14 protein-coding genes and 2 pseudogenes are annotated in these 14,859 nt (G+C 38.8%); 11 read left to right on the forward strand and 5 right to left on the reverse strand.

What is annotated here, in order from left to right; translation table 11 throughout:
- Positions 1-193: 193 nt before the first annotated feature.
- A complete protein-coding gene (locus U868_RS0111060; protein WP_025153351.1) occupies positions 194-1,012 on the forward strand; it encodes an abortive infection family protein in 819 nt (272 codons plus the stop codon).
- 158 nt (positions 1,013-1,170) lie between these two features.
- Here U868_RS0111060 and U868_RS0111065 read toward each other — a convergent pair whose 3' ends face one another.
- The 3 genes from U868_RS0111065 to U868_RS24545 form a co-directional block, all read right to left on the reverse strand.
- On the reverse strand, positions 1,171-1,845 hold the full coding sequence (locus U868_RS0111065) for an inovirus Gp2 family protein (protein WP_025153352.1): 675 nt from the start codon (positions 1,843-1,845) through the stop codon (positions 1,171-1,173).
- Positions 1,846-2,094: 249 nt separating this feature from the next.
- A complete protein-coding gene (locus U868_RS0111070; protein WP_025153353.1) occupies positions 2,095-3,594 on the reverse strand; it encodes a YfjI family protein in 1,500 nt (499 codons plus the stop codon).
- Positions 3,595-3,617: 23 nt separating this feature from the next.
- Positions 3,618-3,848 carry an AlpA family phage regulatory protein gene (locus U868_RS24545; protein ID WP_071997708.1) on the reverse strand — a complete coding sequence of 77 codons (231 nt, stop codon included), beginning with the start codon at positions 3,846-3,848 and terminating at the stop codon, positions 3,618-3,620.
- Between the two features lie 98 nt (positions 3,849-3,946).
- On the opposite strand from U868_RS24545, the gene U868_RS0111075 reads away from it, so the two are divergent.
- Positions 3,947-5,938 carry a hypothetical protein gene (locus U868_RS0111075; RefSeq protein ID WP_029991039.1) on the forward strand — a complete coding sequence of 664 codons (1,992 nt, stop codon included), beginning with the start codon at positions 3,947-3,949 and terminating at the stop codon, positions 5,936-5,938.
- A 197-nt stretch (positions 5,939-6,135) separates the two neighbouring features.
- Here the strand turns inward: U868_RS0111075 and U868_RS0111080 are convergent, their stop codons facing one another.
- Positions 6,136-6,705 (reverse strand): hypothetical protein, encoded by a 570-nt coding sequence (locus tag U868_RS0111080; protein ID WP_025153355.1) that lies wholly within the window; start codon positions 6,703-6,705, stop codon positions 6,136-6,138.
- A 137-nt stretch (positions 6,706-6,842) separates the two neighbouring features.
- Entirely contained in the window at positions 6,843-7,493 is a 651-nt protein-coding gene (locus U868_RS0111085) for a hypothetical protein (protein ID WP_025153356.1), read from the reverse strand.
- Between the two features lie 174 nt (positions 7,494-7,667).
- Here U868_RS0111085 and U868_RS0111090 point away from each other — a divergent pair, with 174 nt between their 5' ends.
- The 9 genes and pseudogenes from U868_RS0111090 (at position 7,668) to U868_RS0111130 (ending at position 14,846) form a co-directional block, all read left to right on the forward strand.
- Positions 7,668-8,540, forward strand: a complete 873-nt coding sequence (locus tag U868_RS0111090; protein WP_025153357.1) for a GTPase family protein — start codon at positions 7,668-7,670, stop codon at positions 8,538-8,540.
- A 91-nt stretch (positions 8,541-8,631) separates the two neighbouring features.
- On the forward strand, positions 8,632-9,057 hold the full coding sequence (locus U868_RS0111095) for an antirestriction protein (protein ID WP_025153358.1): 426 nt from the start codon (positions 8,632-8,634) through the stop codon (positions 9,055-9,057).
- A gap of 13 nt (positions 9,058-9,070) precedes the next feature.
- Positions 9,071-9,451 (forward strand): annotated as a pseudogene (locus U868_RS24550) (DUF932 domain-containing protein); the annotation flags it as partial.
- A gap of 511 nt (positions 9,452-9,962) precedes the next feature.
- Positions 9,963-11,738, forward strand: a complete 1,776-nt coding sequence (locus U868_RS0111105) for a reverse transcriptase/maturase family protein (protein ID WP_025153359.1) — start codon at positions 9,963-9,965, stop codon at positions 11,736-11,738.
- Between the two features lie 118 nt (positions 11,739-11,856).
- Positions 11,857-12,312 (forward strand): annotated as a pseudogene (locus U868_RS0111110) (DUF932 domain-containing protein); the annotation flags it as partial.
- Positions 12,313-12,524: 212 nt separating this feature from the next.
- Complete coding sequence (locus U868_RS0111115) at positions 12,525-13,232, forward strand: helix-turn-helix transcriptional regulator (protein WP_025153361.1); 708 nt, start codon at positions 12,525-12,527, stop codon at positions 13,230-13,232.
- Positions 13,233-13,409: 177 nt separating this feature from the next.
- A complete protein-coding gene (locus tag U868_RS0111120; RefSeq protein WP_025153362.1) occupies positions 13,410-13,871 on the forward strand; it encodes a hypothetical protein in 462 nt (153 codons plus the stop codon).
- 155 nt (positions 13,872-14,026) lie between these two features.
- Positions 14,027-14,521, forward strand: a complete 495-nt coding sequence (locus U868_RS0111125; RefSeq protein WP_025153363.1) for a hypothetical protein — start codon at positions 14,027-14,029, stop codon at positions 14,519-14,521.
- A 64-nt stretch (positions 14,522-14,585) separates the two neighbouring features.
- Positions 14,586-14,846 carry a hypothetical protein gene (locus tag U868_RS0111130; RefSeq protein WP_025153364.1) on the forward strand — a complete coding sequence of 87 codons (261 nt, stop codon included), beginning with the start codon at positions 14,586-14,588 and terminating at the stop codon, positions 14,844-14,846.
- Positions 14,847-14,859 lie beyond the last annotated feature (13 nt).

Here is a 14,859-nt window from a genome sequence, read left to right on the forward strand (position 1 = left end):
GCCCACTAACGTCCTTAATTCGACCAAACTAGCTACATCGTTATTACTTTCTAGTGTTACGTGCCGAAAACAGGCTTTATTCGCAATAATTGGATGCTAGTGTGGATGAAAGAGATAATAGGCTATCATCAACAGACTGTTTTACGATTTGGTTCGTAAATAACTATTCAAAATACCAGTTTAGAGAGGCTAAATGGAACTTCCTATAACAGATTCAATTATAATTGCTATAGCAAAACTTGTAGATGATGCTCAAGTCGTATCCCGCCAACCTACTCATAACGATCTAGAAGTTCAATTTATAAGGGCTGGATTGATCACTGCTGACCCTAAAAATCAAGGATTAGCAGTTGGAAAAGCTAAAAGGGTAACAGCCGTTTTAAACTGGGCTATTGAATATGACCAAAAATCTGGTAGTAAATTGATTTCGTTACTATTGTCTCAAATTAAAGCTGTTGGTGGATTTCGAGAGTCATCACCAAATTTCGTTGGTTCAGAGCAAATACAAAATGCAATGGATGCGTTTAAATCGGAACATTATATTCTTTCTGAAAGTGGAGATGTTTCTGCGGTAATCTTAGATACTCTAAGTGGTAAAAATCTTACAGTTGCATTACTGTCATATGCAAATAGAGCTAAGAAAGGGGTTGAAGATGCAGCATTATTATCTGGTACAGGTAAAGACCTTTTAGAGGCGACAGCTAAACATGTAATTTATTCCAAATTTGGTGCAAATATTCCAGTTAAGACCAATTTCCCAACACTGTTTGGCCAAGCTTATGCGGCCCTACAAATGGCTACCCCCCATAATTCAAAAGCCGCTAATGAACCAGCAATAAAGGATTACGAACGTGCTTTATTTGAACTTGCATTATCTATTAATAGGATTCGTAATAGAGAGGGGACAGGGCATGGTAGACTTTGCATTACATCATTATCTCAAAATGAATCGCTTAGTATTATTCAATCTGTTGGGTTAATTTCTGAGTATATGTTGAATAAACTTAACTAATATGATTCTTGTGAGCTTCTTAGATCTACTATCTCTATAGTATGCGTTATGAAAAAACAATTGGTTAACTTAAACTCATCGCTCAAACCAGACAGTCAGGTTTAGTTATGTTCTACCAACAAAGCCTGTCAATTCAAGTCTGAGCTAACACCTCTTAACTAAATCTGACTTGTTCCAAAGTTTCGATAGCCAGTATTGAATTCCTTGGTATTCACTTTAGCTAAGTACGCTATTCGTGATAAGAAATAAAGGTAATTGTAATTACGATTCTGAGCATCGTGCCTATTAAATCTAAATGAATGGTTTTCATGAAATTCAGCTAGTGGTGTATGATAAGGAAACTCAAGTCCTAATGCACTACACCATGCCTTCTGAATCCTTATAGCCATGTTATTAGCATCACTATTTGTATAATCACCTAAGTATCGATAAGCTTCGCCATTGAACAACAAAGCTACGTGATAGTGATAATGTTCACTTTCCTTGCGCTCCTTTGCCCAAATGTAGGCTGGTAGCGTCGGCTCACCAGCTCTACCTGAACGTTTATGGTCTGCACGAAGCTGACTTTTCAATGACTCTATAAACCGAGTAATCGCTTTTTCATCTACTCGCTGGAAACATAAAGGTAAATCGGGTTCATCTTGAACATGGTCTTGTGCAAACCTTAGATCTGTACGAATAGCGAATATTCGGTTATGTTTTTTTAAACTTTCATATATCACTGCTAACGATTTACATAAGATAGCACCATCAATTTCAGAGCCATATTTATTACTAGCTTCTAAAATCAGATTATTTAATTCAGTTTTAGTTAATTCATATAATGGCATCATAATATCTCCACCAATATCAATCTCGTATAACCCAATAACAGGTAATTCAAAAATTACTCATGCGTATAACTTACAGCTCTATTAAGAGTTATAATTAATTGATCTTGTTATAATTTAAATATGTAATGTATATTACATATACCAGTGTGAATAAATAATAAACTTACATAGCAATATTGCTTAAAGTCGCTATACGCCTAGGCTCCAATAAAATATTACTAAATGAAAATGTCTAAAATTACTCTGAAGTTATATCAATCTTTTTAACTTACTCAATCCAAAGCCTGCATATTGTTCTATAGGTAAATTAATTCTTTTTGCAAGCTCCATTGCTTCCATTTTTGCCCCTATAAATCTGATGTAGCTTTTCCCATCAAACTCAAATTGTTGAATCATATCGTTATCTTCAAGCTTTTTTAAAGCAGGTATTAAACGATCCGAACGTCTAAGACAAAATGGCCCTTTTTTAATAATATCATTTCGCCTAAAATCATAAGATTTATTGCCCACTAAATGTTCCTCTAGCCATAACACCAATTTTTCTGTATCGCTAAGCTCCCTAAAATAATCTACTTTTTCAATAAAGTGATTAAGATACCACTCAGTAATATGTAAAGCAGATACTAATACTTCCTTAGTCACTATTGTTGAATTCGGTGTTATAAATATTTGCATCACTGCGGCTATTCTTGATGCATGCTCCATAAACCGTGCGGCATAATCATCATATGAGTATAATTCCCCTCCTTTTTCCATCGCTTTTAGTATCTTTTTTTGATTTTCATCCCATATTTCTTGAGCTTCTGGTTCAAAAGTAATACAGATACGCTCTTCCTTTCGTTCTCTACGCTCAATTCCTGCTTTTAAATGTTTAACTAAAATGAATGAAAAGTCATTGAATACTAATTCATCCGGCTGAGCTAGAACACTGATATCTGCTAAATATGGAATGTTATCTAAATCAACTAATAAGCAGCGAGGTAAAAAGCCTGACGCCCGAGTTTTTTGTCCTTTAGCATCTAAATACTTGTCAAATAACATTGGTTGTAGCAATAGCACTATTCCAAAGCGAGCATCTTTAATTGTGAAACCGTCGCTAGATGCCCTAGTGACGTTTTTTGTCTCTCCACACCAAAGTGCATTTAACAGGGGTGTTTTTCGAAATAAACTTCCATCAAACAATTCCCCTGCCTCATCTGACATAAGCATCACTACTGGATATCCCAAACCTAATTCCTTTGCAAGCCCTTCACTCGTTGTATCGTTAATTATTAATCGTTTTCTAACTGGTTTTACTGGTCTTTTTGAGATGTGTTTATCCAATTCATTTTCAGCTGTATTAGCATCATCCCCTAACTTCAAGGCTGTTTGGTATTTTTTCTGGTATACACTAAGAGCACTTTCCCAGATCATATTCTCACGTTCATAGATGGCTTTTTCAGCATCAAACTCTTCCACTAATTTTTTATCTATTTGCCCTAACTCTTTCGTCAACAAGCGGTATACTGTTGTTTTTCTCATTCCAGACCTAGCAAGTACGATGCTAAAGATAGATACTGGATGCTGTATCCCACCTTTATATTTGACATCGAACAAATCCTGACAGGACTGAGCCATAACGCCCAACATTGTAGGAAAAATAACCTCAGCTACTGCGCCTGTTTTAGCATGGATCTCTACGATCAAATCTTGAAAATATTTTGGTAATACATCTAGCTTGAAGCACAGTTCTTTTTTTTGTTTAGACATTTCATAACCCTTTATTAATTTAACTAAGCAATTCGTGAAACTAACCATTTTTCAATAGATGCATACTGCCATCCCACCGATGCCGCACCAAGCTTGATAGGCTTAGGAAAATCTTGATCGTAGTATTTCGACCGAGGATTAAGCTTTTCATAGATACTTGATCTGGATATGCCAAGCATTACCGTTAACTCTGTCATTCGCAGGATACGTATAGGTGAGTTTGATTGATTTACATTTACTTTTGGATTCAACATTTCGTTCTCCACTGTTCAACGCTATTAAGTGTTTCTAATCTGCCATATCATCTGGCAGTATGTATCCGTAAAAAATTGGAAACCAACTGGAGGGGGCCATGCGTACCCATACTTTTGCTAATTTGATGTTAACTGCCTATGATATTTTAGTTTTAGATGGCGAAAAAATAGAAAACCAAGAAATAAAAAACAAAGAAAACAAAAATAAAAAGAATAATAGTCTGAATTTAGCAAATCAAAGAAGACTCGCTAATTTTTCGCTTCATCAGAAATTTTTTGCAAGAACTGACAATCTCAAAATGAAGACGAATGATGATGTCCACATTAATCCGAAAGATACTTATCTTAAACTGTTCAAAATAATAGATGAGGAAGAGCTATTTAGTCGGACTGAAAGGCAAGAGTTTTTCTATAAATATGAGCAATTATACAATGCGCTTATTGCAAAATACGTTATATCTAATTTGGAAAAAAAAGAAATTTTAAAAAAATATACTCAAGCAACAATACCAGCAATTATTGCATTAGATATGTATAAAACTCTTAACCATCCTAATAATAATAATCAATTACACTTTTATAGTCATATCCATGACTTTATATTGAGTAAACATTGCCCTAATAAAAAAAGCAATTTTGAGACTCTATCTAAGGGAGTAAGAAATTATCTACAACAGTATATTAAAAATTTAGACTTCAAAATAATTGTTAATGTAGATGAAATCGAAACATCTATTAATAACATAAAAAAAACATCAAGCTCTAAAATTTACAATATAAATAAAGTAATTAATGATTGTAAAAATGAAGCTAGGGAAATTGGAGTTCCAGAAGATGAAAAATTTGAAAAACTTAGAATGGCTTATACCTCTATCAGAGTAATATTATCATTTGAAAAACAAACAAATCTATTTTTCCTGCTTACCTTAAACTATAAAAAATTAATAGAAAATAAAGTATCTAATTCAGAACCTATATTTTTCCTAGATAAATATATTTATGAAAAAACAAACTTTATTGCTAATTTATTTACCAACGAGTCACTTTATGATTACGTATACACTTTGATTTTTCATGAAGAAATTAATATACCTGATTGTAACTGTGATTTTGATTGTGGTAAAAAAACAAAGTGTGAATGTGCTCCTGATTACTTATATGGAATATTTAACAATGTTGAGCAATTCATCTTTGAAAATCAGTCAGAAGTAAACTTCGAACCCAATGATTTTTCAGATGAATTTATTTACTTTGAAAGCGATGATAATAGCATATTAGATTTAAAAGAATATCTTGATGAATATAATATAATTCGTTCACTTGAACCATACTATCAGATTTACTCTATCTTTAGTAATTTAGAAAAAAACAAGTTAGATATAGTAAAAAAATCTATTGAACAGATTTCATTTGAAGATTTACCACTAGGTTATTTAGCTTCAACTATGGCTATTATCAATCTAGCATTGAAAATAAAACTTGAAAGAACTCAAATTAGAAATGGAACATTATTATCATATATTAATCCTATTCTAACAAATCAAGGCGTGTACAATGAAATACGTACAGTCATTCCAGCCCCGCAGGACCCTTCTCCCCCTAATAATTATACTGTTCAAAACCCCATTCTTAAGGACCCTAACAATCAAACTGTTTTGCATTCAATCATGATATATAATCGAATAATTAATAAGATTAACAACTATGGAGACTATGATTCAAGTGCTATTTACCCTCAATCAGTCCATGGACTTTTAGATAATCTTGAACAGGCATTAAAAAAATTAAACATCGCAATTCTCAATAATAAAAATAATCTTACCATTGAAGAGTTATCTGAGCTCATTATTAAGGATGACGTTTTAACCAAACAGGAAATAAATGATAATCTGATCGGAATTCTGAGTGAAGCGACACTATATAATTGTATTGATTGCCTTTCTGAATTGTATAAAAATTTAAAATGCTTTGGGGAACAACTTCCTAACATATTATCATTCGTAGTTACTTCAGAAAGTGGATATCAACGAAACGAAATTGTACGTGGCGCATTACTAATCGCAAGAGAAAAGATCATGAAAAATAAGTGATGATTTATCTTAGCTCCTATCAATCCCTATGCAACAGCTGCTACATGTAGCAGCTGTTGCATGTAGCATAGTATCGGTTATTTTTGAGCTAACTGCTAATGATGTATACATAACAGGCTTGAAAAAGGCTATCTCATAAAATCGAGTGGTTTTGAGCTGCTAAAGCTGAAATACTATTAACCTTTATAACCCAGCATTCATCGCTCAGGGTTAAAAGTAGAAAACTGGTAATCAACAATATATGCGCCCATAGGGCCTGTTTTTGTTGTAACCCATACCATACCTGTGTTTTCTTTGGTTTTCGATTTTGGATTGCTGATACACAGTAATTTCCACTGCTCTGTATAGGTTTCTTTTATCCATATGCCGTGGTCACATCGACTAAATCGGTTAGTTCTAGGTCCCGGTGATGTGATTTCATACTCTGTTTGGTAGCGAATGGTTTTGTTTGTTAGTAAATACGTCAGCACATCAAACACAGGAACGATTAACATAAAACCAGCGAACCCAGACCATAGAAAATTTTTAAATGCGCTTTTTAACGGACGACGTAAAATGCTCCAAATTCCACCAATTACACTTACAATAGCAGCAAACGCAATAGAAATAGTCCATTGAGAAAACCATTCAAACATAACTGTTCTATGGCCTAATATTATTGACCAATACATGAACGCTATCCAAATGACAACAAGAACAACGCCCCAGTAAACAGAAATTATTTTGCTCTTGTTGCCCCGACTGTATGATTTGAATTGGTATTCCATGTAAACCTTGCATCGCTAAAAAATGCGCCTTCATCGAAGCACTGATTCATTATGTATTTAAATCAAACTAATTATATCTATCACGATACTGCTGTTGAGTAGACTCAATATTTAAAAAATTATTTAATTTCAATTTTTTAAATAACGCACTGCTTATATATCTCAAAGTTCTTTATAATTCGTTGGTACACAACACGCTCTTTTTCTCCAAAGTATGCGGGGTGGCAAGATTTGATAAAATATATTCCTTCCGACCAAAACAGTTCGTCACTAATTTTCTCCATCGAGCAAAAAATGTGATTTTTAACCACACTAAATGTCCCACCACATATAACAATATTGGGCTTCAGTAACTCTATTTGTTGTTTAATTTCAGTTTTATGACTCTTAACAAACTCACGAAGCTTTTTATCAGATGTTCTATTTTTCCCTGACGACTTCATAATGTTAATGTACGCTATTTTTTCAAACACCAACCTTTCAAGTCTTTTCTTTCTTGCATTTTCATAGGTTATGTTATCACCATAATTTAATATGCCTTGTGACCACAACCCAACACGACGAAGAACTGAAGAATGCCCATGGGACCATTTCGACTTTTTATTATCCAACGAGTTTAAGATGCTTTCTCTGATATCGATGTTTTCTTTTGTTCCATTTGTTTCTTTCAGTAAAAAAAGAAGTCTCAGCGATGATGAAAAGTAGCTCGGTGTTAGTGGCCCATCAAGATTAAAATTACCCCCGAAATTATTTTTCCATTCAGTCAAAAATAAATCATGGCTCTTCAAATTAAATCTCTCCTGATTAGGACTGCGTATAAATTCAATGAAGTTTTAACAGTGAAATTATCACACAAATAGTTAAGATGAGATACCTCACCTTTAAACAGGTTATTTCAAAAAATCTCAGATATATATTATCTCTTTGAATAACTATAATTTTCTTTTATTTCAAGGAGTAACATGCCTCAGCTCTCTCATTTCAAACCGCTCCTATCAACTCTACCTCATTCATTCAAAACCTCTTTTTTCAATCGACTAAACCACCTAATAGACTACTCCCCCACCATAGGTCTGATGGGGAAAACCGGGGCCGGAAAATCCAGCCTGATCAACGCACTATTTCAGTCGCCATTATCCCCTGTTAGCGATGTTTCTGGCTGTACCCGCCAAGCCCAACGCTTCACCATGTCTATGGGCAGCCATACGATGACATTTATTGATTTACCCGGTGTGGGTGAAAGCCTTGAGCGTGATCGCGAATACCACTCGCTGTACCGTAACTTACTGCCAGAGCTGGATTTAATCATTTGGGTACTGAAAGCGGATGACAGAGCATGGTCTTCCGATGAGCAGTTCTATCGCTTTCTCACTGCGCAATGTGGTTATCAACCAAGCCGATTTCTATTTGTGCTGAACCAAGCCGACAAGATAGAGCCCTGTCGCCAGTGGGATGAAGTGTGCCAGCAACCATCCTCTGAGCAAGTAGCTAACTTGGAATTGAAGCAACAAGCTGTGATAACCGCATTCAAGCCGCACCACCCTGTGATGACAGTCTCTGCGGTAGAAGGTTTTCAACTCACTGAATTAGCAGAGCAATTAATACAGGCGTTACCAGCGCAGGCCAGTAGCGGGGTAGCCAGGCAACTGAACCTCCCTTATCGAACGCAATCTGTAGAAACTTCGGCACGTAATGATTTTGGGCAATGCGTCAGTGATATCGTCGATACGCTGATAGACATCCTTCCCCTACCTGCCTTGATGAAAAGTACGATTGGTACAGTCAAAAACAGCATTGTATCCGTTGCTAAATCCCTGTGGAGCCTGTTCTTTTAACTTCTTAAATTAACACAACATTGATGACATCAAGCGCCAGTCCTTAACGGGATTGGCGCTTTTTTATTTCTTTTTATTGGAGTATCAACTTATGAATAACACAACTGAATCTGCTATCACAATGGAATTAGTCCCTGATGAGCAACGTCTTGATTTTTGGTTCAACCATTTTGGTGCAGTAAAAGGTTGGGCCACCTTTGAAGTGGTGATCTTCACCACGATGGGCCAGTTCTGTGATGAGTATCATGGCGGTTACTGGGAGTATGGGATGCTCAGTAATGGTGGCGCCTTTATCTACCCCGATATCAACGTGGACAGCTTAACCCTATTCAACATGCACAATGGCAACGAAGCCACTGTGAGCCAAGAAGCGGCAGGGATTGCGGTGTGTCTGATCTTGTACAGCATCTGGTCATTCCAAACAAAAAGCGAAGTGATGTGCGACCGCTTTTATCAGCTGCGTGACTATGCGCTACAACATTCTGAATCCGCTGCCATTTTCCACTTAATTGATTAATCAGGAGTCTATCATGAGTTTATTAGCTTCGCGTTTTGGCTCTGCTAACAGTATTCGTCGAGACCGTCCACTGACCATTGAAGAGTTATTCCGTACTGTACCGAGTGTGTTTTCTGAAGAAAAACACGATTCTCGTAGTGAACGCTATACGTATATCCCGACCATCACCTTGTTAGATAGCCTGCAAAAAGAAGGCTTCTACCCGTTCTTTGCCTGCCAAACTCGGGTACGCGATGTTAGCCGTCGAGAGCACACCAAGCATCTATTACGCCTGCGTCGTCATGACCAAATTACAGGCGTACAAGTCCCTGAAATTATTTTGTTGAATAGCCATGATGGCTCCAGCAGCTACCAAATGTTGCCGGGACTCTTTAGAGCCGTGTGCTCTAACGGGTGCGCCGTGTCGGCGCGGTAAGAAATCCCTGATTTAATCAGGAGTGGTCGGAATGAAATACCACTGGATCAACGCCTTACCTGAAGTCGAAAGACTAAGGGAACAATAGCATGGTGATAAACCGGAGAGAGCCAGAAAACGTGTATGGCTGAGCTGCTCTGGGAGATCCGCACAATATGGTGAAAGCTAAACTGCCTGAACCCTAATAACCAAGCGGGATAAGGCACTCCCCATCGCTACCACGTTCAAGAGCGATGATAACTGGATCGGACGAAATGCCGTTTGTCGTCTCAAGCATTCCCCAGTTAAGCCGTGCCCAATGAGAGCACCAAGGTTATGAGTAGGGCACCTAAGTTGTGCTAGTACGTTTCTTACCGTGTAAATACGGGATTGCCTAAGGGGCGCGAGCCCTAAGGTAACGGAGCCACCGTAGTAGTCCGAGTCTGGGAAAGCCAGATACATGGCGAAGGGTGGCAGGTAATAACGATGTTTAAATTGAGAGGTACGCGAGATGCGAAACGCCAAAACAATCTTAGGCATCATCCGCAAACGAGGTGCAGAAGGTAAGTCTTTAGACCAGATCTACCGGATGCTGTTTAATCCTGAGTTATACCTTGCTGCTTACGCTAAAATAGGCAGAAATAAAGGGGCAATGACAAAAGGCATCACCGAAGAAACTGTTGACGGTATGTCACTCAAAAAGATCAATGACATCATTGATCGTCTGCGCAATGAAAGGTATCAATTTTCACCTGCCAGAAGGGTGTATATCAAGAAAAAGAACGGGAAAATGCGCCCACTCGGTTTACCAACATGGAGTGACAAACTCTTACAAGAAGTGATGCGTATGATCCTTGAGGCTTATTACGAGCCTCAATTTAGCCCATATTCACATGGCTTTCGTTCTCAACGGGGATGTCAAACTGCACTGACAGTGATAGCTAAAACATGGACGGCATCGTCTTGGTTTATTGAAGGGGATATTAAAGGGTGTTTTGATAACATTGACCACAGCATTTTACTGAATTTGTTGCGCCGACGTATCAAAGATAATCGATTTATTCGACTGATTGAACGATTACTGCATGCCGGTTATATGGAAGAATGGACTTACCATAAAACGTGGAGCGGTACGCCTCAAGGTGGAATTATCAGCCCATTGCTGTCCAATATTTACCTTCATGAACTTGACTGTTATGTTGAGCAGGTCTTATTGCCAAAATATAACCAAGGAAAAAGACGAACCAGAAACCGAGAATATGAGGTTCAACATGGTATTGAACATTACAATCGTAAAATGGGGCGCTTAGATATTGCTCGTGCCGCACGTAAAAAGAAGCAAACGTTGCCAACAGGTGATCCCTTTGACCCTCATTATCGTCGATTACGTTATGTTCGCTATGCCGACGATTTTATTCTTGGTTTTTCTGGACCCAAGTCAGAAGCTGAAGAAATTAAACATGCATTAACACATTTCTTACATCGTGAGCTGAATCTTGAGGTCTCTCAAGAGAAAACGTTAATCACACATGCAAGAACGAGTAAAGCACGTTTTCTCGGCTATGATATTCAGGTAGGTATGTGTGACACTTATCGCCATAAGAAATATCGTAGCGTCAATGGACATATCCGGCTACTTGTACCGAAAGATGTCATGACAAAACAAAGCGCACGTTATCTTCTTAAAGGGCGAGTCAGAAGACGACCGGAATTATTGGAGGAGAGTGATTACACTATCGTTCATAATTACCAAACACGTTTTCGTGGTTTAGCTAACTATTATCAACTTGCTTGTGACCGAAGTATAAAGATGTCCCGTTTAAAAGGCATTATGGCGCATTCTTTAATGCTAACACTGGCTGACAAACATAAAACGTGGGTCAGCCGGCTTTATCAAAAGTATGGAACACGTTGTTTAATGCCCAATGGGAAATCTTACAAATGCCTTCAGGTCAGAGTTGAACGCATAGACAAACCACCATTGATTGCAACATGGGGTGGGATCTCCTTAGCCTATGACAATAACTACCGAAATATTACCCTCTCAGATGAAAAGGATCGCCTGTTTTATGGACGAGTTGAGCGACTAAAAGCGATGCTTGCTTCAACTTGTGAACTCTGTGGTGCAACGGATAACATCCAAGTTCATCATGTTCGCGCGTTGAAAGATCTGATTAAACGGGGCAGAACACCGTCAGCATCACAAAAAAGAATGGCAGCTCGACGACGTAAAACGCTCGTTGTCTGTCATTCCTGTCATGTTGCTATTCATCAGGGAACGCTCTGATTAGTTTGTGGAATGTTGTTACTGGAGAGCCGGATGCGATGAAAGTCGCACGTCCGGTTCGGAGGGGGGCTGACGAAAAAGTACCAATAATGGTAACTCGTCGGCAGCCTACCCTACTTTGGTGTGTGGTGATGTATTGGGTGAAGTGCGTGTACCCCATAAAGGGGATGTGGTGGGTAAAGTGATTGAAGGGGCGTATGAGGTACTCGATACGTTTGAGCAAGTGGCTGAAAAACGCGAAAGTATGCAGTCGTTATTGTTACCTCCACCCGCCCAGCAAGCCTTTGCTGAAGCGGCGTTGACCTACCGCTTTGGCGAAGAACATCAGCCCGTAACACGGGAACAGATTCTGCAACCGCGCCGTTTTGAGGACAAAAAAGAAGACCTGTGGACGGTGTACCAACGTCTACAAGAAAACCTGATTAAGGGCGGGTTATCAGGTCGTAGTGTAAAAGGTAAACGCGCCCGTACTCGTGCCGTCAATGGCATTGATGGCGATATCAAGCTCAATAAAGCCCTGTGGGTGATGGCGGATACCTTATCTAACCAACTCGCCCCTCGCCAGCCCAACTAATTTTCCTGCCCTGACAGGTTGTGTCGTTATGCCTTGCTTTCTTATCGTTCAAATAAAAAGCATAAGCTTATTTATCAATTAATTACTTATAGTGATTTTTCATTAAAATGCCTAATGAGAATTTTTCCCAACAGACATAACCTGTCAATCCCCTAAGTTAAACTCCCTCACTCCTGTAATTTCTAACTGTCTGTTATTGAGAGCAATACGTTATGTTTCAGACCAACCGAAAATATGACCGCATGGCTGTGCGACTCTCTGCATTGATTGCCCGCTTAATGGCAGGAGAAAGCCTTGTGCTCTCATGTTTAGCCCAAGAATTCAATGTTTCTGAACGCACGTTACAACGGGATTTACGTGAACGCTTGGCTTATCTAGGTGTAGAAGGTCGGCAAGGTTGCTATCGCTTGCCCATCAATACGCTAAAAGCATACCGAGACAAAGATATTCTTACCTTTGTGAAACAGATTGGAATGACTCGATTGTTTCCGGGGCTAGACAGCCGCTTACTGGGATTACTGTTAACCCAACAACCCCATGCACCCTGTTTGATTTGGCACCACGCCCATAAGATTTCGGCTTTACATGCCGACCATTTCTATCAATTGGTGTATGCCATTACCAGTAAGCAATCTATTAGCTTACTTACACCTGAGCGTCGTTTTAATCCACTACAACCCTATCAACTGATTTACCGTGAAGGCCAGTGGTATTTACTGGCTGAATATCATCAGAAAGTGCATGTTTTGCTGTTGGAGGATATCCAACAAGTTCAGCTGCTCAATACCTCCTTCACACCGAAACATACAGTGATGCAATTGTCACAACAAAACAGTTTTATCGCAGCCTTACCGCATTTTCGATTGATATCACAAGTACTTACCTCTCTTCCATCACACAAAGAAAGGAGCCGACCATGACGTTATTAACCCCACCAGCATCACATCCTACACATTGCCCCCACTGTTCTTCTGAGCAAGACATCATTGCATGGGGTACGGGCTGGATGTGCCGCGATTGCGGCCACGAATGGGCCATGCCTATTCAAAATAACCACCATACCGTGAATTCATCATCACATAAGGAAGCTTAAAAATATGAACACCGTTTCACACTTACAACTGGGTTTAGAGAGAATAGCTATCGTTATCAGTATCTTGTTATGTCTTTGGATCACAGGGGTATTGCTAACACATTTCCAGCTTATCGCCCTCATCATGAACCCATATGGGATCACATTGATGTACTTCGCTTTATATCTCTTGGCTTTGGTTATCCCACAACTCTTGGCGCAATTAGGCTTGTGGATTTTAAGTGCCTTTAAGGGGATTGATTATAGAATCCATTTCAACCCCAAATTAATTGCCATTATCTCGTCCATCATTATCGGATTAGCCTTCTCTAGCCTACTGATTATCATGTCATCCGGTTGGCTATACGGTTTTACTGAAAATATAGCCACCACGATATTGCTGGTTGATTTGCTTATCGCCAGTGGTATTGCCTTTTATCTTCATCGACGAATTCGTCACTGGGTTTCAATGCGATTAAACCGCTAGCCATAACATTAACCATGATCAGCAATTTTTGTTGTGAATGCCTTATTCACCAGATAACCACCGAATACGCCATATCAGGGAAAACCAAGCACACATTAGACGGTGTTCATCAAGCGTCAATCTGACGTTTCTATTTATGTTGATAGGAATTTATAATGAAAAGATATGTAGTTGTAACTGTAACTGTATTGGCCTCACTGTGGTTGATGACATCACCCGCCTCTGCCACCAGCCACCCCCCTAAAAATACCATTTGGGAATATAAAGGCGATGGCGGTAAAACCTTATGGCAAGTGTGTGGAAACCAAAACAGTACCTGTAGGATTGTGGGCTCAACCAAGCATTATGTTGCTGTACTGAATCATAAATCCGCGTCAGGTTGCGCATTTGGTGATTTTTATATCGTGGCAAGAACTGACGGAAACTGGCAACAACGCGATACGGGCACTTGTAGCCCTAACGCTTATGTCCAAAAAGGAACCTTTAATAATGGCCAGTACTCTTCGGTCGATATTGGTGTTGGTGGGACGATTGTAGCCCGTTACCCCATTGGATATTGGAGTATGCAAAAAGAGTTCTCAGGCAAGAACCGACCGCGCTGGAAAGAAAAAGACCGTACTAAAGGTGGATTGCAAACCAACCAACAATAAATAACATTCTCGCTACCGTCACTTGCGGTAGCGAGGACGATATAAGATAACAAAAGGTAATGTAATGAATAAGATAAAAAGCCTATTTGCGATAGGGCTATTGGCAGTTAGTGCATTTAGTTTGGCTGAAGAGCAACATCGTTATGCGAGCATCACACATACCAGCTCAAACTTTATTAACCAAGGCTACTGTGGTTATTCATTTACCCTCGATAATGGCGGTAACCATATGGTTCTAGACCATGCGGAGTTTGGTGCACTTGAACTAACGCTGCGAATGAAAGATGGACAAGGAAAAGTATTAGGGGATACGGTACTGGGGTAATCCCCCCATTTTT

The organism is Morganella morganii H1r, assembly GCF_000633515.1.
Lineage (GTDB): Bacteria > Pseudomonadota > Gammaproteobacteria > Enterobacterales > Enterobacteriaceae > Morganella > Morganella morganii_B.